At 66.5% G+C, this 20,732-nt stretch carries 18 protein-coding genes; 5 read left to right on the forward strand and 13 right to left on the reverse strand.

The genetic code is table 11. From position 1 onward, the window contains the following. Positions 1-3 precede the first annotated feature (3 nt). The 12 genes from murG to VF34_RS08305 form a co-directional block, all read right to left on the reverse strand. Positions 4-1,146 (reverse strand): undecaprenyldiphospho-muramoylpentapeptide beta-N-acetylglucosaminyltransferase, encoded by a 1,143-nt coding sequence (murG, locus tag VF34_RS08250; RefSeq protein WP_027497344.1) that lies wholly within the window; start codon positions 1,144-1,146, stop codon positions 4-6. After that, positions 1,143-2,723 (reverse strand): putative lipid II flippase FtsW, encoded by a 1,581-nt coding sequence (gene ftsW / locus VF34_RS08255; protein WP_027497345.1) that lies wholly within the window; start codon positions 2,721-2,723, stop codon positions 1,143-1,145. Before ftsW ends, murG begins: the two co-directional genes overlap by 4 nt. Beyond that, a complete protein-coding gene (murD, locus tag VF34_RS08260; protein ID WP_032374349.1) occupies positions 2,720-4,180 on the reverse strand; it encodes a UDP-N-acetylmuramoyl-L-alanine--D-glutamate ligase in 1,461 nt (486 codons plus the stop codon). The genes ftsW and murD overlap by 4 nt, the downstream gene beginning before the upstream one ends. A 3-nt stretch (positions 4,181-4,183) precedes the next feature. Beyond that, entirely contained in the window at positions 4,184-5,269 is a 1,086-nt protein-coding gene (mraY, locus tag VF34_RS08265) for a phospho-N-acetylmuramoyl-pentapeptide-transferase (RefSeq protein WP_032374350.1), read from the reverse strand. Then, complete coding sequence (locus VF34_RS08270) at positions 5,266-6,816, reverse strand: UDP-N-acetylmuramoyl-tripeptide--D-alanyl-D-alanine ligase (RefSeq protein WP_045841253.1); 1,551 nt, start codon at positions 6,814-6,816, stop codon at positions 5,266-5,268. The genes mraY and VF34_RS08270 overlap by 4 nt, the downstream gene beginning before the upstream one ends. Beyond that, a complete protein-coding gene (locus VF34_RS08275; protein ID WP_027497348.1) occupies positions 6,813-8,414 on the reverse strand; it encodes a UDP-N-acetylmuramoyl-L-alanyl-D-glutamate--2,6-diaminopimelate ligase in 1,602 nt (533 codons plus the stop codon). The genes VF34_RS08270 and VF34_RS08275 overlap by 4 nt, the downstream gene beginning before the upstream one ends. Before the next feature lie 157 nt (positions 8,415-8,571). Beyond that, complete coding sequence (locus tag VF34_RS08280; protein ID WP_032374351.1) at positions 8,572-10,443, reverse strand: peptidoglycan D,D-transpeptidase FtsI family protein; 1,872 nt, start codon at positions 10,441-10,443, stop codon at positions 8,572-8,574. Next, entirely contained in the window at positions 10,440-11,222 is a 783-nt protein-coding gene (locus VF34_RS08285; protein ID WP_228139226.1) for a cell division protein FtsL, read from the reverse strand. Before VF34_RS08285 ends, VF34_RS08280 begins: the two co-directional genes overlap by 4 nt. Beyond that, entirely contained in the window at positions 11,219-12,259 is a 1,041-nt protein-coding gene (rsmH, locus tag VF34_RS08290) for a 16S rRNA (cytosine(1402)-N(4))-methyltransferase RsmH (RefSeq protein WP_032374353.1), read from the reverse strand. Before rsmH ends, VF34_RS08285 begins: the two co-directional genes overlap by 4 nt. Before the next feature lie 219 nt (positions 12,260-12,478). Continuing rightward, entirely contained in the window at positions 12,479-12,910 is a 432-nt protein-coding gene (gene mraZ / locus VF34_RS08295; RefSeq protein WP_027497352.1) for a division/cell wall cluster transcriptional repressor MraZ, read from the reverse strand. Positions 12,911-13,451: 541 nt separating this feature from the next. Then, positions 13,452-13,886: a DUF3040 domain-containing protein gene (locus VF34_RS08300; RefSeq protein ID WP_027497353.1), complete on the reverse strand. Its 435-nt coding sequence runs from the start codon at positions 13,884-13,886 to the stop codon at positions 13,452-13,454. Positions 13,887-14,124: 238 nt separating this feature from the next. Then, the gene (locus VF34_RS08305; RefSeq protein ID WP_230074380.1) at positions 14,125-14,574 is read right to left on the reverse strand and encodes an SAV_6107 family HEPN domain-containing protein; all 450 of its coding nucleotides are present in this window, start codon (positions 14,572-14,574) and stop codon (positions 14,125-14,127) included. 202 nt (positions 14,575-14,776) lie between these two features. Between VF34_RS08305 and VF34_RS08310 the strand changes: the two genes are divergently transcribed. Genes VF34_RS08310 through VF34_RS08330 form a run of 5 tightly spaced genes read left to right on the forward strand, consistent with a single transcriptional unit; the run spans position 14,777 to position 19,779 of the window. Continuing rightward, positions 14,777-15,394, forward strand: coding sequence for a GNAT family N-acetyltransferase (locus VF34_RS08310; RefSeq protein WP_027497355.1), 618 nt, complete (start codon positions 14,777-14,779; stop codon positions 15,392-15,394). Between the two features lie 4 nt (positions 15,395-15,398). Further along, positions 15,399-17,006 (forward strand): phytoene desaturase family protein, encoded by a 1,608-nt coding sequence (locus tag VF34_RS08315; protein ID WP_027497356.1) that lies wholly within the window; start codon positions 15,399-15,401, stop codon positions 17,004-17,006. Continuing rightward, positions 17,003-17,827 carry a carotenoid biosynthesis protein gene (locus VF34_RS08320; RefSeq protein WP_032374354.1) on the forward strand — a complete coding sequence of 275 codons (825 nt, stop codon included), beginning with the start codon at positions 17,003-17,005 and terminating at the stop codon, positions 17,825-17,827. Before VF34_RS08315 ends, VF34_RS08320 begins: the two co-directional genes overlap by 4 nt. A gap of 31 nt (positions 17,828-17,858) precedes the next feature. Next, positions 17,859-18,593 carry an LppM family (lipo)protein gene (locus tag VF34_RS08325; protein WP_045841254.1) on the forward strand — a complete coding sequence of 245 codons (735 nt, stop codon included), beginning with the start codon at positions 17,859-17,861 and terminating at the stop codon, positions 18,591-18,593. A 37-nt stretch (positions 18,594-18,630) separates the two neighbouring features. Continuing rightward, the gene (locus VF34_RS08330; protein WP_032374355.1) at positions 18,631-19,779 is read left to right on the forward strand and encodes a glycosyltransferase family 2 protein; all 1,149 of its coding nucleotides are present in this window, start codon (positions 18,631-18,633) and stop codon (positions 19,777-19,779) included. Positions 19,780-19,792: 13 nt separating this feature from the next. Here VF34_RS08330 and metF read toward each other — a convergent pair whose 3' ends face one another. Next, positions 19,793-20,719: a methylenetetrahydrofolate reductase [NAD(P)H] gene (gene metF, locus VF34_RS08335; RefSeq protein ID WP_032374356.1), complete on the reverse strand. Its 927-nt coding sequence runs from the start codon at positions 20,717-20,719 to the stop codon at positions 19,793-19,795. Positions 20,720-20,732 lie beyond the last annotated feature (13 nt).

The raw sequence follows: 20,732 nt of genomic DNA on the forward strand, positions 1-20,732 counted from the left end.
GGTTCAGCGCCGCGCCGCGTGCGCGGTATCGAGCACGATCTGCGCAACGGCAGCCGCAGCACCCTTGTGACCGGCTCCTGCCGCAGCACGGGACATCGCGGCGATGCGCTCGGTGTCGGCCACCAAAGCGACAACCGTGTCGGTCACGTACTGCGCGCTCAGCGTCGCGTCGGCTACCAGGATGCCACCTCCGGCGTCGACGACGGGACGGGCATTGAGCTCCTGCTCACCGTTGCCGTGCGGTAGAGGCACGTACACGGCAGGAAGCCCGGTCGCGGAGACTTCGGCGACCGTCATGGCACCGGACCGGCAGATCGCGAGATCGGCCGCCGCGTAGGCCAGGTCCATCCGGTCGATGTAGGGCACTGCGACGTACGGAGCATCCGGATTGCTCTGCTCCACGTCCAGTGTGTTCTTGGGACCGTGTGCGTGCAGAACCGAGATGCCGGCGGCGGCAAGGGCGGCCGAGGCACCGGACACTGCGTCGTTGAGTGAACGCGCGCCCTGTGAACCGCCGAACACCAGCAGCACCGGCCCGTGTTCGGGCAGACCGAAATGAGCGCGAGCCTGCGACCGCATCGCTGCGCGATCGAGACCGGTGATGGTGGGCCGCACCGGAATTCCGATCACTTCTGCATCCTCGGACCCCGGTGCAGAGATACCAGATCCGGCGACGGCGGCAAGGACTCGTTCGGCGCTGCGTGCACCGACCTTGTTCGCGATGCCGGCGCGGGCATTGGCCTCGTGAATGATCACCGGAATACGGCCGCCGCGACCGAGAAGTCGACCGCGGGCAGCGAGATACGCAGGCAGCGCGACGTAGCCGCCGAAGCCGACCAGCACATCGGCCTCGACCGCAGCGAAGATCTCCCGGGTTCGACGCACCGACCGTGCGACCCGAACCGGTAACTTCACCAGGTCGAGAGTGGGCTTGCGCGGCAGCGGCACGGGCGGTATCAGTTCCAGCGCGTAGCCGCGGGCGGGTACCAGTGTCGTTTCGAGCCCCCGGCTGCTGCCGAGGGCGGTGACGGTGACGGTGGGGTCGAGCTCGCGTAGGGCGTCGGCCACGGCGAGCGCGGGCTCGATGTGTCCGGCGGTTCCGCCTCCGGCCACCACCACGGATATCGGCCTCGATGTCTGCTTCACCGTCGATATCCTCGCTCACCCGAGCGGACCGGCGGACGACCGGGTTGCGGTTCCGGACGCGGCCGATACGGCGACCGTGGTCCGGCGGCGTACCCGCTGCCGGTGTCTCGGCGTTGGGGCTCGGCACGGCGGGCGTGGCCACGGGGTGCGTTCCTGGCCGACCCGTTGGGGCCGGCCGTGTCCACCCGTGAACTCGACACCCGGGTACGTCCGGGCTCGGGTGACCGTGCCCCGCGGCCGTCCTTGTTCTTGCGGGACTCGAGACGTGTGCGATCCTGCGCCGCCAACGTGGGCCGAGTCGATTTGGAGCGTGCCATCGCGGCCCGCTTCGGTGAGAAGACAGCAGGCAGCGGCAATCTCAGAGCTCGGGCGATACGACCCTCTTGCCCGGCGTGCAGTGCAGCGATGGCTTCCGGTTCGTGTCGGGCCGCACTGGCGATGATCCCGAACATCAACAGCGTGATGGCCGTGGACGTACCGCCGTAGGACACCAGCGGCAGCTGCAGACCGGTCACCGGCAGCAGCCCGACCACATAACCGATGTTGATCATGGCCTGACCGAACACCCAGCACGTTGCGCCTGCAGTCAACAGACGCAGGAACGGATCGACCGACCGCATCGCGATGCGTAGGCCGGTGTAGACGAAGAGACCGAACAATCCGATGACGGCGAGGCAGCCGATCATCCCGAGCTCCTCGCCGATGATCGCGAAGATGAAGTCGTTGTGCGCGTTGGGGAGGTAGCTCCATTTAGCGCGACTCTGTCCCAATCCGCGACCGAACAGTCCGCCGTCGGCCAAGGAGTACTTGGCCTGGGTGGACTGATACGACAGACCCTGGGTGTCCTCCCCCGGGTTGAGCCAGGCCTTGACGCGGTTCGAGCGGTAGCCGGCGGTGAACGCGAGCACGGTCGCCAGTGCCAAGCCGGTCACCAGGACTGCTCCGAACAGCCGGGCGTTGAGGCCGGCGAACCACAGCAGTGCAACGAGAATGATGCCCAGGGCGATCGCGGTACTGAGGTTGGGCTGGAGCACGACGAGCAGACACATGAGCAGGCCCGCAGGCAGCAACGGCACCAGCAGCGACTTGATGTTGCCGTGCTCGCTGCGGCGGGAGGCCAGCAGGTGCGCTCCCCACAGAACCAACGCGACCTTCGCCAGCTCGGACGGCTGGAACGAGACGACACCGAAGTCGAACCAACGCCGTGCGCCCTGACGCTCGGCACCGATACCGGGGATCAACACCAGCATCAACATCGTGATCGAGACCAGGAAGAGCGGGAACGACAATTTGCGCAGGTATCGCACCGGCAGTCGAAGCGCCGCATAGAACGCGACCACACCCAGTGCGACACCGATCAGCTGTTGCGTGAACAGCGCGTAGCCGGACTCGTCGGCTGCGAACGATTCGGCCGACGACGCGGACAGCACCATCACCAGTCCGAGCACGGTGAGCAGCACCGCGATCGTGACGATGAGGTGGAACGACGCCAGCGGCCGACCGAACCACAGTCCGATTCGGGTGCGCGGCGTGGTGGTGCGACGAGGTGGACGCGCCGGTCGAGCTGCGGTGGTCACGATCGCGGCGATCCGAGGGCGGCGATGTCGAGGCGCTCGACGGACTCGGCGAAGCTTCGGCCGCGGTGACCGTAATCGACGAACATGTCCAACGACGCAGCCGCGGGGGCCAGCAGGACGGTATCGCCGGAGGCGGCGAACCCCGCAGCGTGGTCGACGGCCGCTCGCATCACCGCATCTGCATCTTCAGCCTCATGAGTCACACCAGCATCGTCTCCCGAAGGGAGCCTGACGACCGGAACATCGGGGGCGTGTCGCGCCAAAGCCTCTGCGATCTGCATCCCATCGCGGCCCAACACCACCGCAGCCACGAGCCGATCGGCGATCTCGACGACCAGATCGTCGATCACCGCACCCTTCAACAACCCGCCCGCGATCCACACGACCCGATCGTGCGCGAGGATCGACGAGCGCGCGGCATGCGGATTCGTCGCCTTGGAATCGTCGACGAACGTCACCCCACCGAGTTCACGCACCACTGCGGCCCGATGCGGTCCCACCCGGTACGTCCGCAAACCGTTTCGGACGGCCTCGGCGTCGACACCGATCGATCGCGCCAACGCAGCCGCGGCCAACGCGTCGAGCACACCGGACGGGCCACTCGGTTCCACCTCGTCGGCCCGGAGCAGCTCGACATCGTCCCCGAACGCACGGTCGACGAGCATTCCCGCCCGCACTCCCAACTCGCCCGCGGCGGGTTCGTCCAGCCGGAAACCGACGACCGTCTCAGCAGGTGCCCCCGCCCGCAGACCGGCCGCCACCGCGTCGTCGAGTCCGACGACCCCGACGTCGCCGCTCAACGCGCGCGCCTTGGCCTCGACGTAACCGTCCATGCCCCCGTGCCAGTCCAGATGATCCTCGGCGATGTTGAGCACCACCCCAGCCGCGGGACGAACCGACGGTGCCCAGAACAGCTGGAAGGACGACAGCTCGACCGCGAGGACACGGGGATGCGGGGTACCGCGCAACGCGTCGGCGATGGGGAGGCCGATGTTTCCGCAGGCGACGGAGTCGATTCCGGCAGTGTCGAGGATCGAGGCGAGCATCGAGGTGGTGGTCGTCTTACCGTTCGTACCGGTGACCACCAGCCAACGAGCGCGCGGGCCGTACACCTCGGCGCGGTCGAGATGCCAGGAGAACTCCACGTCGCCCCACACCGGGACGTCGTGGTCGGCGGCCGCAGCCAGCACCGGGGAGTCCGGCCGGAATCCGGGGCTGGTGACGACGAGCGCAAAGGCCGCGATCGCGTCCGGATCGGCGAGCAGATCGTCCTGAACCACCATGGCAGCACCGAGCGCCGACGCCTCGTCGAGCGCAGCTCGGTTCGAGTCGGTGACGGTCACGAGTGCGCCGAGGTCCAGCAGTGGGCGTACGACGGCCAGCCCGGAGATGCGCGCACCGGTGACCAGCACCGAACTACCGCGCAACCAGGACAGATCGGTTGAGGCTTCGGTCATCGCCTAGCCGCCCACAGCCGCGAGGTATTCGCTGTAGAACAGTGCCAAGCCGACGGCCGAGGCGATCGCGGCGAGCAACCAGAACCTGATGATGACCGTGGTCTCGGCCCAACCGGCCAACTCGAAGTGGTGATGGAACGGGGCCATTCGGAACACGCGTCGCCGACTCGACCGGAACACTGCGACCTGGATGACGACCGACGCCGCTTCGGCGACGAACAACGCGCCGATGACCACCATGATCAGTTCGGTCTTGGTGACCACGGACAGTCCTGCGATCAGGCCGCCCAGAGCGAGGGATCCGGTATCGCCCATGAAGATCTTGGCGGGCGCGGCGTTCCACCACAGGAAACCGATGCAGGCACCGGCCGCCGATGCGCACACCAGGGCCAGGTCGAGAGGGTCGCGTACGTCGTAGCAACCCGGCGCAGGACCGGCCGGTCCTGCACACGCCTGCCGGTACTGCCAGAAGGTGATGACGGTGTACGCCCCGAGGACCAATGTCATGGACCCGGCCGCCAGGCCGTCGAGGCCGTCGGTGAGATTGACCGAGTTGGACCACGCGATCACCAGCAGACAGACAAAAAACACGAAGACAGCAGCCGACATCGACCACGTTGCGATGTCGCGCACATACGACAGTTGAGTGCTGCCCGGAGTCAATCCGTCGTCGCTGCGAAATTGCAGGACCAGGATGGCGAACAGCACCGCCGCGGTGATCTGGCCGACGTACTTGCCGGTGGCGTTCAGACCGAGGTTCCGCTGCTTACGAATCTTGATGAAGTCGTCGAGAAAGCCGACGAGGCCGAGCACGGTGGTCAGGCCGAGTACGAGTAGAGCCGACGCCGACGGCCCCTCGGCGTCGTATCCGATGCCGATCAGGTGCGAGCCCCAGTAGCCGGCCCAGATCCCGACCAGGATCGCCACGCCGCCCATGGTGGGAGTACCGCGCTTGGACTGATGGCTCGCCGGGCCCTCGACCCGGATCTCCTGGCCGAAGCCCTGTTTCGAGAAGGTCTTGATGAGCACGGGAGTCAGCAGAATTGCGACTGCAAGTGCGATCCCTCCGGCGAACAGGATCTGTCTCACTGCTCGCCCTCCGACGGTTCGGCCAACAAGGCGTCGGCCGACGGTTCGGCCAACAGGGCGTCGGCCGACGGTTCGGCCAACAAGGCCTCAGCAACAATCCACATCGCGCCCGACTGCGAGGCCTTGACCAGAACGATGTCGCCGGCGCGAACCTCGTCCTCGAGCACGGCGATGGCTGTCTCGCGATCGGGTACGAGCATCGATTCCTCGCCCCAGGACCCTTCCATGACGGCACCCTGATGCAGCGCACGCGTGGGCCGACCCGAATCGACGATGATCAACCGATCGACGTCCAGGCGGACGGCGAGCCGACCGATCGCATCGTGCTCCACCACCGATTCGCCGCCTAGCTCGCCCATCTCCCCCAGCACCGCCCAACTGCGCCGCTTCGGCCCGTCATCACGCCGCGACATCGACACCAGCGCCTTGAGGGCGGCCCGCATCGAATCGGGATTCGCGTTGTACGAGTCGTTGATGACGGTGACCCCGTCCGCGCGGGTGCGTACGTCCATCCGGCGGATCGAGGTGGGTACCGCGGTCGAGAGCGCTTCGGCAACCTGGGCCACGCCGGCCCCGCACTCGAGCGCGACGGCCGCGGCAGCCAGGGCGTTGCCCACCTGATGTTCACCGTGCACCGCCAGGGTGATGTGCGCCGTGCCTGCCGCACATATGAGCGTGAACGACGCCCGCGCATCGGTGTCGACCACGACGTCGACAGCCCGGACGTCGGCGTCCGCGTTGAGTCCGACCGTGACGACGGCCGCCTTCGTGCGTGTCGCCATCTCGGCGACGAGCCGATCGTCGATGTTGAGGATCGCCACGCCGCCGTCCGCGGCAGCGGGCAGTGCCTCGACCAATTCGCCCTTGGCCAACGCGATGGCGGCACGTGAACCGAACTCGCCGAGGTGCGCGGTTCCGACGTTGAGGACCACCCCGATCCGCGGCGGCGCAAGCCTGGCGAGCTCGGCGATGTGGCCGATTCCCCGGGCGGACAGCTCGAGGGCGAGGAAGTCGGTATCGGCGTCGGCCCGCAGAGCAGTCCATGGATGCCCGAGTTCGTTGTTGAACGATCCGGGTGGGGCCACCACGGATCCGAGCGGACGCAGCACCGCCGAGATGAGATCCTTCGTCGACGTCTTGCCCGACGACCCCGTCACGCCCACCACGGTCAGGTCGTGGCGCGCGGTCAGTTCGAGCACCGATTCCCGGGCCAACGCACCGAGCGCGGTCAGCACCGCAGCGCCGGCCCCCTCCGGGTCGTGTTCGAGTGCCATCGCACGGCTCGAGTGCGGTGCCGGCCGAACGACGACAGCCGGGACGCCTACCGGACGCGCCGCGAGAACGACAGCAGCGCCTGCGGCCACGGCGTCGGCCGCGTGCTCGTGGCCGTCCACCTTGGCACCGGGCAGGGCGAGAAAGACACTGCCGGGTGTGACCTTGCGTGAGTCGAACTCCACCGGCCCGGCGACCAGCACCGTCGGGTCCGCCACGTCGTGCAGTTCGCCGCCGACGATCTCGGCGATGCGAGCGATCGAGAGCGGTATCACCGTGCGCCTGCGCTCGTGGTGACCAGTCGTGCGTCGATGGCCGATGCGAGTACCACTCGGTCGTCGAACGGATACTTCACCCCCGCCACCTCCTGGCCCGTCTCGTGTCCTTTACCTGCGATCAACACAACGTCCCCCTCACGTGCCCACGCCACGGCTTGTTCTATCGCCGCTGCGCGGCCTTCGACATTTCGTACTTCGCCACGAGCGTCGTCGGGCACCGACAGTGCACCGTCTTCGACGGCATGCCGTATCGCTGCCGGATCCTCACTGCGCGGATTGTCGTCGGTCACCACGAGCAGATCGGCACCGCGCGCTCCGGCCGCGCCCATCAGAGGGCGCTTGGCGGTGTCTCGATCCCCGCCGGCACCCAACACGACGGCGATACGTCCACGGGACGACTCTCGCAGAGTCGCCAGCACCGCTTCGACCGCAGCGGGCTTGTGGGCGTAGTCGACCACCGCGAGGAAGTCCTGGCCGCGATCGATTCGTTGCACTCGACCGGGCACGTCGACGGTCGCGATTCCGGGCGCCGCCGTCGCGGCATCCACGCCTGCCGCTTCGCAGGTCGCGAGCGCGAGCACGGCGTTGGCGACGTTGTAGCGACCCGGCAGACGCACCGACACCGGCAACGACGTTCCGTTCGGATCGGCAACGGTGAACGACTGCGTTCCGTCGTCGTGCTTGGCCCACTCGGAGACGGTCCACTGCGAGTCGGCACCGGTGGACACCGTGACGACCGTGGATCCTGCCGACCGGGCGATATCGGCCATCCGCACGCCCCAGGCATCGTCGACGCACACGACCGCTGTGTCTGCCCGTACCGGCGAATCGACCCCGAACAGCCGGCTCTTGGCCAGAAAGTAGTCCTCGAGCGAGTCGTGGAAGTCGAGATGATCCTGGGACAGGTTGGTGAACGCGCCGACCGCGAAGTCGGTGCCGTCGACTCGGCCGAGGGACAACGCATGGGAGGACACTTCCATCACCACGGTGTCGACTCCGGCCTCGACCATGACGGCGAAGAGCGCGTGCAACTGCGGAGCCTCGGGGGTGGTGAGAGCGCTCGGTACGTGCCGGCCCACTACGCGGGTCTCGATCGTGCCGATCAGTCCGCAGCGGCGGCCTGCGGTTGTCAGGCCGGCCTCCACGAGGTACGCGGTCGTCGTCTTGCCCGACGTGCCGGTGATTCCGACGACCGTCATCTTCGACGACGGATTGCCGTACACGAGGGCGGACACGGTTCCGAGCACCTGGCGTGGTCGGTCGTGCACGAGGACAGGAACCTGGCGATCGGCGGTGGCGAGGACGCGGCGGACGATGTCGGCACCGGATGGGTCGGTGAAGACCGCCGCTGCACCCCGCTCGATCGCGTCGGCGGTGAACTCGGCTCCGTGCCGAGCGGATCCGGGTAGCGCGGCGAAGAGATCGCCGGGACGAACGGACTGCGCTCGCAGATCGATTCCGGTGACCTGCACTCCGTCGAGGTGTCCCCACTCGATCGTTGCACCGACAGCGGACGCCACGTCGGATACGTCGGTGTGCGGCGGATTCGCCGGCCGAGACCCCGGAGCGGGTTGTGAATCCGATGACACAGTCACTCCTGCTCCCTTCCTCTGTACTGCCACCGCACACTGCGTCAGCTCGAACACGCTGCGGTGGCTGATCGACGAACACGCCTCGAGCCGATGTGTCAGATTACCGGCGACCGCGATCGGCATGCTGCCGCCCCGATTCCCGGACCGACAGATTCGAGCCTCAGTCGGCCTGAAGAACCAACTTGGGGCCCGGGTCTGCGGACATCGGAACACTGTCGCGCTGCAACAGCCAGCTGGCGATGTTGTGGAACAGCGGTGCGGCCGATTGCCCTCCCGAGCCGTCGGCACTGCGGGACGGCGCGTCCAGCATGATCCCGATCACGTAGCGAGGATCGTCGGCCGGAGCGATACCCGCGAACGTGATCCAGTACTTCGAGTTCGAGTAGCACTTGCACTCGGGATCGACCTGCTGGGCCGTACCGGTCTTACCACTGATCTGGTAGCCCTCGACACCCGCGGCGACTCCGGTACCGCGCTGATTTCCAGTGTCGTCCTGGGTGACCGACCGGAACATGTTGCGGACCGTCTTCGCCGTATCGGAACTGACCACGTACACCCCGTCGGGTCGCGGCGTCTCGGATCGTTCGCCGTTGGCGTCCACCGTTGCCGCGACGATCCGAGGCGGGATGCGCACACCGTCGTTGGCGATCGCCTGGTACATCCCGGTCATCTGCAGGAGCGTCATCGACAGACCCTGCCCGATCGGCAGGTTGGCGAAGGTACCGCCCGACCACTGATCGCGGCTGGGCACGCTGCCTGCGCTCTCGTTGGGGAGGCCGACGTCGCTGCGCTGGCCCAGGCCGAACTTGTTCAGCATGTCGGCATACCGATCCTCGCCGACACGTTGAGCCAGCATCAGAGTCCCCACGTTGGAGGACTTACCGAACACTCCGGTGGAGGTGTACGGCGCAACTCCGTGTTCCCAGGCGTCCCGGACCGAGACACCGGACATGAAGATGTTGCCCGGTACCTGCAGCACCTCGTCGGGTGTGGTGAGCCCGTACTCGATAGCGGCTGCAGCAGTGATGATCTTGTTGACCGAACCGGGCTCGAACGGCGTCGTGACGGGCAGATTGCCCATCTCCTTGGTCCGTTCGTTGTTTCCGACGCCGATTCCGGGGTTGAACGTGTTGTCGTTCGACATGGCCAGCACTTCGCCGGTGTGCGAATCCTGAACGTAGGCAGACGCATTCTTGGCCCCGGACAGATCTTTCGCCAGCTGCACTTGCTGCTGTACGTAGTACTGCAGGTCCGCGTCGATGGTCAGTTCCACGTTCGAGCCGTTGACCGCGGGCTGCTTGTCGCGCCAGCTGCCGGGAATGACGGCCCCGTCGGAGCCGCGATCGTAGGTCTGCGATCCGTCGGTACCGGCGAGCGTGGCGTCGAGCGAATCCTCGAGCCCGAGCAGGCCGTGTCCGTCCCACCCGGTGGCCCCGACGATGTTCGCGGCGAGCGAGCCACCCGGGTACTCGCGGATGTCCTGACGTTCGAGCCCGACCTGCTTGAATTCCTTGCTGATGTTCGACGCCACGGTGGCGTCCACACCCCGTGCCAGATAGGTGAATTCGTCGTTGCTCTTCAGTTTCGCGAGCAGATCCTTCTTGCTGACGACGTCACCGAGATCGCTGTGGATCCGCTCGGCGATGTCGTCGAGGTACTTGTCGGTTTCCGGCTTCGTCGGATCCTTCGCGCGTGCCTCGTCGAGTTCTCTACGAACCCGGACCGGCTGGAACGTCAGCGCTTTCGCTTCCATGGTGAAAGCGATCGGGTTTCCGTTGCGATCGAGGATCGAGCCGCGCATCGCCGGATCGACGAGGGTGGTGGTGCGCTGCGAGGCGGACTCGGCCGACAGTGTCGGCGCATCGAATCCTTGTATCCAGAGCAACTGTGCCGCGACGACCGCCAAGGCCACGTACATCAAGATGCGGCCCGTACCGTGCCGAAAACGAAATGTGGACGAGTCCAAACGCTTTCGTCCCGGCCGCGCTCGATCTGCGGGCCGGGGACGTGACGCAGGCGACGGCCTGGTCACTGCTCGTCACCGGAGGATTCGCCGGGGGCGGGAGCCGAGGGGGTGCTCATGGGAACCAATTGTTCAGCAAGCGCGGCAGTTCCGGCACCATTGGGCGCACTCGGCGTGGCGGCACGGGTGTCACCTGTGCCCGTCGGCCTGGTGGGCTGCGACGCACTTCTCGGAGTCTGCGACTGCGCCGACTGTTGTGCGGGATTCTGTGTCGACGCACTCGGAACCGAGCCCTCCCCCGAGCCGGTGGCGGGAGGCGGATCGAGGGGTGCAACCGGCGCACCGTCGGCGGGAGCGGGCGTGCCGACGACCTGCACACCGCCCTCGGGGGCTACGACGAGGCGGGCGGGGTTCTTGGCGGGGACCATTCCGATCGCGGCGGCTTTGCGCGCGAGCTCGGGCGCAGATTCCGCGAGCTCGACGTCACGCTGCAAGGAGGCACGCTGTTGTGCGAGCTCGGCGTTGACGGCCTTGGCGGCACTGAGGTCGTAGGAGTCGCCCGCCGAGCGCGTCGTCAACAACAACGTCAAGCCGAGCCCGAGGGCAAGCAGACCGATGACCAGGGCTACGAACGGGATTCGAGCCGCAATGGCGCTGCCGTTGAGCGTCGGGCGAAGTGAGGCCGCTGAACCGCGAGCAGAATCCGACGTATGTATCGAGGCACGCTGCTGCCTGCGCTCGTAGGCGCGCAATGCGGCTCCGGACCGACCACCGCGGCCGGCCCGCTCGGGTCGAGTAGCCGGAACCCGATTGCGTTGTGTTCCAACAGTTGTGCCTGGAACCGTCATTCCGCTCTCCTTGCAATCCGTTCGGCGGCGCGCAACCTCACCGGGGCCGAGCGTGGGTTGACTTCGATTTCCTCGTCCGAGGCGCGTTCCGCACCTCTGGTCAACAGCCGAAATTCCGGACCCATCCCGGGAAGTTCGACCGGCAATCCCTCGGGACTTCGAGACTTGATCCGAGGGGCCAACTCCTGCTTGACAACTCGATCTTCGAGCGACTGATACGACATGAAGACGACGCGGCCGCCGACGGCCAAGGCGTCGAGTCCGGCCGGCACCGCGGCTTTGAGCGAATCGAGCTCCCCGTTGACCTCGATACGCAGCGCCTGGAAAGTTCGCTTTGCCGGATGCCCACCGGTGCGGCGAGTCGCGGCCGGTATTGCGGCATACAGCAATTCGACCAACGGGCCGCTCGTCGTGAACGGCGTGTGCTCACGTCGCCGCAGAATTGCGGACGCGATCTTGCCTGCGAACCGCTCTTCTCCGTAGGTGCTGAGCACGCGAGCGATATCGCCGTGCGAGTACGTATTGAGCACGTCGGCTGCCGTGATGCCCTGCGTCGGATTCATCCGCATGTCCAGCGGTGCATCGACGGAATACGCGAAGCCGCGGTCCGACTCGTCCAGCTGCATCGACGACACTCCGAGGTCGAACAGGATGGCGTGAACGGAATAGGTCGCGGGAAGTCCGGCCTCGTCTAGGGCGGCGGCAATGCCCTCGTATGTGGTGTGCACCAGAGTCGTTCGATCCGAGAACGCGGCCAGTCTGGCACCCGCCTTGTCGAGCGCGTCAGGATCGCGATCGAGTCCGATGAGGTGCAGACCGGGATACTTCCGTAGAAAGTGTTCGGCGTGACCGCCGAGTCCGAGCGTGGCGTCGATCATGACCCGAGTCGTGTCGGGGTCGTCCGCCGATTCCACTGCGGGCCCGAGAAGCTCGTCGGCACGCTCGAGTCGAACGGGGACGTGGATCGGGCCGCCGGAGCGACGGTGAGTGCGGTCGGCGGACGCGTCGTTCTCGTCCGGCCCGGCTCCCTCCGTCATGGTCCCTCCCGGTTGCGTATACGTACTTCTCGCCCGGGTCCGGGCCCTGCGGGTCGTCCATTGCGGCCGGTGCGAATGCTTCGAGGTCCCTGTCCGATAGGGAACCTGGCGTTGGGGAAGAACGTCAGGGTCCTGATCTGCGAAACCTGGCGTTGGGGAAGAACGTCAGGGTTCTGATCGGGCAGAGGCCTCGCTGCACTCGCAGCCGGCCTCGGTGGTCTACAAGATCCCTCCGAGGGATTCGTCGAACGCGTCGGAGAAATCCTGCTCGTTCTCGGCGGAGTAGCGGGCCCAGGCTTCGTCGTTCCAGATCTCGATGAAGTCCATCGATCCGATCACCACGCAGTTGCGTTCGAGTCCCGCATACCGACGGTGCTCGGGACTGATGGTGATACGGCCCTGTCCGTCCGGCCGCTGTTCGTCGGTTCCCGAAAAGAACTGGCGCACATAGGCACGGGCTTTGGGGTTGGCACGAGAGGCCGCCGTCAACTTTCGAGAACGCTCTGCGAAGTCTGCCGCGGTGTAGACAGCAAGGCTGAAATCCTGCCCCTTGCTCACCATGACACCTCCCGCAAGCGCGTCCCGAAACTTGGCCGGCAACGTGAGTCGACCCTTGTCGTCGAGCTTCGGCGTGTAGGTACCGAGAAACACTCGCCACCTCCAGCCTCGACTCTCCGCTGCGGACCACTTTACCCCACTCTCCCCCACTTCGAACCATTCACAGCCCGAAAACTTTGTGGACAACCACATATCCGCAGCTCAGACGCAAGAAGATTGCCCGTTCAGGTTGCCGCGTTCGACGTCGGCCCTGATCTGGCCGACGCAATCCCCCGGGGCGCGCGGCGTCGCGAGCAGGCACTTTGTGCGACAACCCGCCTGACAAGCGCAGCTGGACCCTGAAAGTGGGGACTGGGTGGGGTGAAGTGGGGACAATGGCGGCTGTGGGGGGAAGTGGGGAGTTCGCCCCGGAACCACCACCCGGGAACCACCGCACGGGAACGATCGCCCCGCGTCGTCGCTGGGGCGCACTTGATCGAGCACGCCGCGCGACAGGGGCTACGGAATGCTCGCCGTATCGAAGAGCCGTGGAACGACAGCAGCACCTCACCCGAGGGTGAGGTGCTGCTGTCGAATCGGTGAAGTTGTGGTGGGTGACCGTCAGGCCCAGGAAGATCCGGACGGCGGAGTCATATCACTCCTGATCGAACCGCTTACGAAAACGGTCTTCCATTCGAGAGGTGAAGCTGCCGCCCTTGCGGCCACCACTCGATTTCGGCTGAGCACTACGACCTTGCGTGCCGGCTCGGTCGCTTGCGCTACCTTCTTCGCCGGTCGCGGCAGCTCCCTTCTTGGAGCCGCCGAACAAGAACAGTGCCCCGGCACCGAACATGAAGAGAAAGCCGATGAGGCTGACGACGAGAAAACCCAGACTGTTCGTCGACAGTGCTACACCGGCGACGAGCAACACGAGTCCCACGACGAACAACGCGGCAGCCTGAAAACGCCTCTTGCTCGACGCCGCGCGAACGCGACCGCCCCTCACATGGGACGCGAATTTGGGATCCTCGGCGTAGAGAGCGCTCTCGATTTGATCGAGCATGCGCTGCTCGTGCTCGGAGAGTGGCACGGTACCTCCCCCTGCACAGATAATGAGAGTCGTTTCGGTTCAGAAGCGACGGGAAGCTGACCTTGGCGGCTACCTACTGACGATGATACGAGCTGAATCGGCCGCTTACCACCTACTCGCACTATGTGTTCCTGAGAAACGACCAAGTTTTCGAGACGGACGTCTCGGAAACACTTGTCGAACACCGTGTGACGTGGCCGTTCACGTCCGTTCGAACTCGAGGAATCGACGCGGCGGGCTATGCGGACAGCGGTGCCGCCATCGGATCGACGGGCTGGAACCTCGACTGACCGCCCAACCGGTCCTCGACCGCGTTCAGAAAACGACTGACGTGTCGATAGAAGTCGTCGGCGTCGACGTCTCCGACAGCGGACGAGGCACCCGCCTCGACTGCCGCGCGGGTTGCGGAGAAGGACGAGAAGTACTCGGACCAGATCGCCAGATCCGGCGCAGCCTTCGCCATCAGAACCCAGGCGTTGCGTGAACGTGGCCGCGAGCCGATCGAATTGGGCAGCGATGCCAGGACTGCGGCAGCACCCTTGAGTGCGGCGATGTAGCTTCCGAGGAAGCGGTCCCCCGCATCGCGCTCACCGATGGATTCGGACAGCAACGCATCGGCTCGACCGAGCAGGACCTGCGCCTGACGCGACACCGGCGACCGCACGCCGACATCGAATGTCTTCGTCATCGTCATACTCGAACACCTCCAGTTCGAATCTCCGGGCGCGCTACCGACACGCCTGGAACCGTGATGAAGCCTTACAGTCGAACTCCGGGAGAATCCGCCTCGTTCGTCGAGGTGATCCACCGGCGCGCTCGGCCCCGATCATCGAACACCCGTTCGACACATTCAATATAGCTGTGCCCACCGACAAGTTGCCGAAGAAAGGGTGAGAACCGTCGTCACCGATGCGCAGACAACCCCCTACGTGGTCGATCTGACGCCCCAGGAATTCCGTCGGCGCTTGTTCGAAGCTCTGGCGATCTACGTCGAGGCCATGGGATATCCCCGCGGAACCGAGCACAGCCGCGCACCGATGTGGACGGAGCATCTGCACCGGCCGGGCTGGCGAGCGGTGGGAGCCATGGTGCCCAATCCCGACAAGACGCAGCCGGACACGCTGGTCGCCGTTGCGTACGGGTATCACGGCGCGCACCATCAGTGGTGGCATCAGCAGGTCCGCGACGGATTGCGCCGCGCCGGACACTCGACACAGCACGTCGACGCCACCCTCGGCGACTACTTCGAACTGACCGAATTGCACGTACTACCGAGCGCGCAAGGACACGGACTCGGCGGGCGTCTCTGTCGCAGGCTGCTCGACGGTGTTCGAGCGCACTCTGTGATGTTGTCCACACCCGAGGTCGCGCAGGAGGACAACCGCGCCTGGCGGTTGTATCGACGGCTCGGCTTCGAGGACGTACTGCGGCACTTCACGTTCGCCGGCGACCGGCGCCCCTTCGCGGTGCTGGGCCGCCGGTTGCCGCTCGACGGGCCCGTAGCCTGAAGGTGTGATCGATGCTGTGGTGGTGGGCTCCGGCCACAATGCCCTGACTTCTGCCTGCTACCTGACCGATGCCGGAATGTCGGTGGAGATCGTCGAACGCGACACCGTCGCGGGCGGTGCGGTGTCGACGGTGGAGCGCTTCCCCGGCCATCGAGTCGACCGCGGCTCGTCCGCGCACATCATGATCAGGCACACCGGGATCGTCGAAGAGCTCGGACTCGAGGAGTTCGGGCTGCGCTACATCGACTGCGATCCGTGGGCATTCGCCCCGGGCGACGTCGACACCGCCGAACGCGCCATCGTCTTCCATCGCAGCCTCGATCGAACGTGCGAGTCCATCGCTGCCGCCTGCGGGCCCGCCGATGCGCGCGCCTACCGTTCCTTCGTCTCGGTGTGGGGTCCGCGCAGCGAACGCACCATGCGCGCATTCGGTGGGCCGCCCACCGGGTCCAAACTGCTCCGATCCTTCTGGGGACTCGGTGCGCCCGACGGCGGCAGCGCGCTCTCGCGCGAGTTTCTTGCCACCGGCGATTCCCTGCTGGACGAAATGTTCACGAGCGAGCGACTCAAGGCTGCGCTGGCATGGTTCGGAGCGCAGTCCGGCCCGCCGATGTCCGAGCCCGGCACCGCCCCGATGGTCGGGTTCGCGGCTCTGATGCACACGCTCCCACCGGGCCGCGCCGTCGGCGGTAGCGGCGCACTGACCGAGGCGATGATCGCCCGGCTGCACCGGGACGGGGCAGCGCTGACGCTCGGCGATGCCGCCGTATCGCTGACGCGTCGCGCGCATGGCTGGACGACGAGGACCGCGTCGGGACGGGAGATCGACAGCACGATCGTCGTGGCCGGGTGTCACATCCTGACCACGCTCGACCTGCTGGCGGAGGGCGGACACGACGCGGCGCAGCTGGCCCGGTGGCGCTCCACCATTCGGGTGGGTCCGGGGATCGGTACCGCGGTTCGGTTGGCCACCGACGCGCTGCCGCAGTACCCGAGCGCCGACTGCATCGAGGACGGTACCCACGGTCTCGCGCTGCTCGTCCGCGACCGCGCGCAATTGCGGTTGGCTCACGGGCACGCTCTCGCCGGGGAGCTGCCGCCGAAACCCGCTGTTCTCGGCATGTCGTTCAGCGCCCTCGATCCGACGATCGCGCCGCCGGGTCAGCATCAGATCTCCCTGTGGTCGCAGTGGCATCCGCACACTCTCGCCGATGGCCGCCGGTGGCGCTCGAACGTACCGGGGCAACGTTCTTTGGCCGAGGTCGAGGGTGATCGAATCGTCGCCGAGCTCGATCGCTACGCCCCTGGATTCGCCGCGTCGGTCCTCGATCGGTACGTACAGTCGCCGCCGGACATCGAGCAGGAACTCGGACTGATCGGAGGCAACATCATGCACCTGGACATGTCACTGGACCAGATGATGATGTGGCGTCCTCATCCCCAACTGGCCGGCCACCGCGTTCCCGGAGCAGACGGTCTCTATCTCACCGGCGCGTCGACTCACCCGGGAGGCGGCGTCACAGCGGCCAGCGGCCGTTCGGCGGCGAGAATCGCACTCGCGGACGCACGCGCGGGGCGTCGTCGCGCATTCTTCAGCAGGAGACGAGCATGAAGATTGCCCCGACGGTCTTCGCGATCGGTGCCGTCGCCGCCCAGATCTGCTATCCGCTCGTATCGGGTTCGACGCGGGACGCGGTGACCATCGCGGTGGTCGCGCTACTCGCGCTGGCGTCGATCGCGCACGCCGTGCTGTACCGCGGAAAGCTGTGGGCGGCGGCTCTCGTGATCCTGACTGCAGGAACGGGATTCGTGTCCGAGCTCGTCGGCACGGCCACCGGGTTTCCCTTCGGCGAGTACTTTTACGCGCAGAATCGACTCGGCCCCAGCCTGTTCGAGGTCCCCGTGGTGGTTCCACTCGCCTGGACGGCGGGGTTCTATCCGATCTGGTGCGCGGTCACGTTCATCGTCGGCCATCTCGGTGCGACACGGCTCCGAGCGTCTGCATTCCGAATCGCCGCGGTCGCAGTCGGGATGGTGGGCTGGGACCTGTATCTCGATCCTCAGATGGTCACCGACGGCCAGTGGACCTGGACGTCCGGTGCCGTCGGACTGCCGGGTGTGTCGTCGATCCCGTTGACCAACTACGCGGGTTGGCTGTTGGTGGCGACATTGATGGCCGCAGTCATGGAAGCGGTGAACCGCGTGGTGGCCCCGCGCGCGTCCGACGACGTCGTTCCCATCGGGCTGTTCCTGTGGACGTGGCTGGGTTCGGCGCTCGCGCACGCGGTGTTCCTCGACGGACCCGAACTACGATTCTCGGCCGCCTACGGATTCGTCGTCATGGGTAGTGTCGGAATCCCGTTGCTGTGGATCGCACGTCGTCGCGGATCTCTACGTAGCCGACACGCACCGATGGCAACCCCTGCCGACTGACACCGACGCGACGCCCTGGCACGATGTCGCTGTGCAGTCGACATCACGAACATCCGCTCGAACCCGCCGACGCCGAGTTCTCTCGGTGCTCGCCCTGACGCTGCTGGTCGCGCCGATGCTGGCCGGCTGCTTGCGGGTTCAGGTCACGATGGGTGTGTCGGCCAACGACCGTGTGGCGGGTCAGATCGTCGCGGCGACGGTCCCTACCTCCGACACCGACACCGGCCCCGAACTCGTGGTGCCCTCCTCGATCGAGGACAAGGTCCGCGTCGAGCCGTACAACCAGGACGGGTACGTCGGGTCGCAGGCCATCTTCGACGACCTCTCGTTCGGTGATGTTCAGACACTCGGCTCGATCTTCCAGAACGCGGCCGGATCGTTTCAGCTGACCCTGCAGCGTTCGGGCGACACCGTGACGCTCGCCGGTAATGCCGACCTGTCGTCGGTACCGGTGCAGGGGTCCGACGTGCAGTTCACGATTGCGTTTCCCGCCCGTATCGGGACCACCAACGGCACTCGCGAAAGCGACAACTCGATCTCGTGGAAGCTGCCGGCAGGCGAAGTCACCTCGGTGCGTGCCGAGGTCAACTACCCGGACCCCAACACTCGTAGCTTCGCCGGCTGGGCGGGCATCGTGGGCGGCGTGACCGTCGGAGTGGCCGCTATCGTCGGTGCCATGGCCTGGGTGTCGCGGAACCCACCGTTGGGCAACCGTCGTAAGCGCGCTGCCGAGACGGGCGAGTCGAACGACCGAACGTCGGTGTGATCACCCCCATCTCGTCCCGCACGACAGATCTCGCCGAATGACGGTCCTGACCCGGGCGACTCGGGCGACTGCCGTTCTCGCCTCCACCTCCGCTGCCGTCGCGGTGTTCAATGCGCTGTTCGTGCCGGGTTTGCGTCGACCGAGCCGTGACGTCACCGAACGGGTCGCAGTGTGCATCCCCGCGCGCAACGAAGTCGACACGCTGCCCGCGTTGATCGGCGATCTCACGCGTCAACGATTCTGCACCGACCTGCAGGTCGTCGTCCTCGACGACGATTCGACCGACGGAACGGCAGCCGCTGCCGTCACCGCGGCTAACGGCGATCCGCGATTCCGCGTCGTGACCTCCCACGCGTCGCCGCCGCCCGGGTGGACGGGTAAAGCCGCCGCGTGCGCCGAACTGGCCGACTCGGTCGACGTGGACACGACGATCGTCATGTTCGTCGACGCGGACGTCCGGCTCGAACCCGAGGCCGTCGCCGCCGCTGCGAGAAGGTTGCGCCGCCGCGGCGACGCTCTGACGTGCCCCTGGCCCGAGCAGGTGGCGGGTGGTCTCGCCGAACGCCTCGTCCAACCGCTGCTCGCGTGGTCGTGGATGTCGACGCTGCCCGTGCCGGTCGGCAATGCGACGCTGCTGCCGTCGATGGCCGTCGCCTGTGGGCAGTTCATGGCGTTCGATGCGGCCGCGTATCGCGTCGTGGGCGGCCACAGCTGCGTCGCGTCGAGTGCCACCGAGGATCTGGACATCGCGCGTGTCCTGCGTCGACGCGGGTTCTCGACGTCGGTTGCCTCCGGTGCCGGGTTCGTACGGTGCCGGATGTACCGCTCGGCCGCCGATGTTCGGGCGGGTTACAGCCGGTGGCTGTGGAACGAGTTCGGTGGGCCCGTCGGTTCGGCCACGGCTGCCCTTGCGCTGGGAACGGTCTACCTGTTGCCGCCGGTCGCGGCGGTCTTCGGTTCCGGTTCGACGCGGCGACTGGGTCTCGTCGGTTACCTCGCCGGGACCGTATCGCGCGTGGCATCTCGTCGGCGCGAGTCGGGACCCCGATTCGGCGCTCGCGACGTAGTCGACGCCGCGGTGCACCCGCTGTCGATTCTCGCGTTCATCGGGCTCGTTGCGGAATCCCACGTGCGACGACGCCGCGGCGCGCTGAGCTGGAAGTCGCGTCCGATGCCGACGTCGTAACGCCGATCACAGATCAGACGCGCGCCGCTGCCAGCCCCAGGTTGCTCAGAACCTCACGTGTCGCGCGCGCGAAATTCAACGTGATGAAGTGCAGCCCGGGCGCACCTTCGGCGATGAGCCGCTCGCCGATGCTCGTGGCGAGCTCGATACCCACCTCTCGAACCGCGGCCTTGTCTTCCTCGGCTCCGGATCCTGCTGCGCGAGTGAACTTCTCGTCCAGATGCGACGGCAATGTCGTGCCCGAGAGCTCGAGCATCCGGCGCACCGAACGCAGCGAGGTGATGGGCATGATCTCGGGAATGATCGGCTTGGCACCCTGCTCGGGGTCGTATGCGCTGACGCGATCACGCAGCCGCAGGTAGTCGTCCACGTCGAAGAACATCTGCGTGATCGAATACTCCGCTCCCGCACGCAGCTTCCCGACGAGGCACCTGGTGTCCTGCTCGAGATCGTCGGCGCGGTGATGGCCTTCCGGGAACGACGCCACTCCGACGTGAAAGTCGCCCAGTTCGCGGACCATACGCACCAGCTCTTCCGCGTACTCGACTCCCTCGGGATGCTTCTCCCACTCGCCGAGTGGATCTCCCGGGGGGTCACCGCGAAGAACGAGGATGTTGGTGATGCCGCGGTCGGCGTACGACCCGACCATCGAGCGCAACTCGGCGACACTGTGCGACACGGCAGTGAGATGCGCCACTGGCAGCAGTGTCGTCTCCTCGGCGATCTGACCGGTGACGCGCACCGTTCGATCGCGGGTGGAACCACCTGCGCCGTACGTCATCGACACGAACGCGGGCTGGAGTTGCTCGAACTCTCGCACTGCTTGCCACAACCTGGCCTCGGCAGCCTCGTCGCGCGGGGGCGAGAACTCCACCGAGAACGGGATCCTCGCTTCGGGTTCGGTCCGCAATCGGTCGACGATCGACGGCGTCCTCGTCACGAATCCTCGGCTC

It is taken from the genome of Rhodococcus sp. PML026 (assembly GCF_000963615.1).
In the GTDB taxonomy this organism is placed as follows: domain Bacteria; phylum Actinomycetota; class Actinomycetes; order Mycobacteriales; family Mycobacteriaceae; genus Rhodococcoides; species Rhodococcoides fascians.

Coding starts and splice junctions, on each gene's coding strand:
- VF34_RS08330 (WP_032374355.1), top strand. CDS start 18,631: ATGACGGTCCTGACCCGGGCGACTCGGGCGACTGCCGTTCTCGCCTCC.
- VF34_RS08305 (WP_230074380.1), bottom strand. CDS start 14,574: ATGACGAAGACATTCGATGTCGGCGTGCGGTCGCCGGTGTCGCGTCAG.
- murD (WP_032374349.1), bottom strand. CDS start 4,180: ATGACCGAAGCCTCAACCGATCTGTCCTGGTTGCGCGGTAGTTCGGTG.
- rsmH (WP_032374353.1), bottom strand. CDS start 12,259: ATGACGGAGGGAGCCGGGCCGGACGAGAACGACGCGTCCGCCGACCGC.
- VF34_RS08320 (WP_032374354.1), top strand. CDS start 17,003: ATGAAGATTGCCCCGACGGTCTTCGCGATCGGTGCCGTCGCCGCCCAG.
- VF34_RS08285 (WP_228139226.1), bottom strand. CDS start 11,222: ATGACGGTTCCAGGCACAACTGTTGGAACACAACGCAATCGGGTTCCG.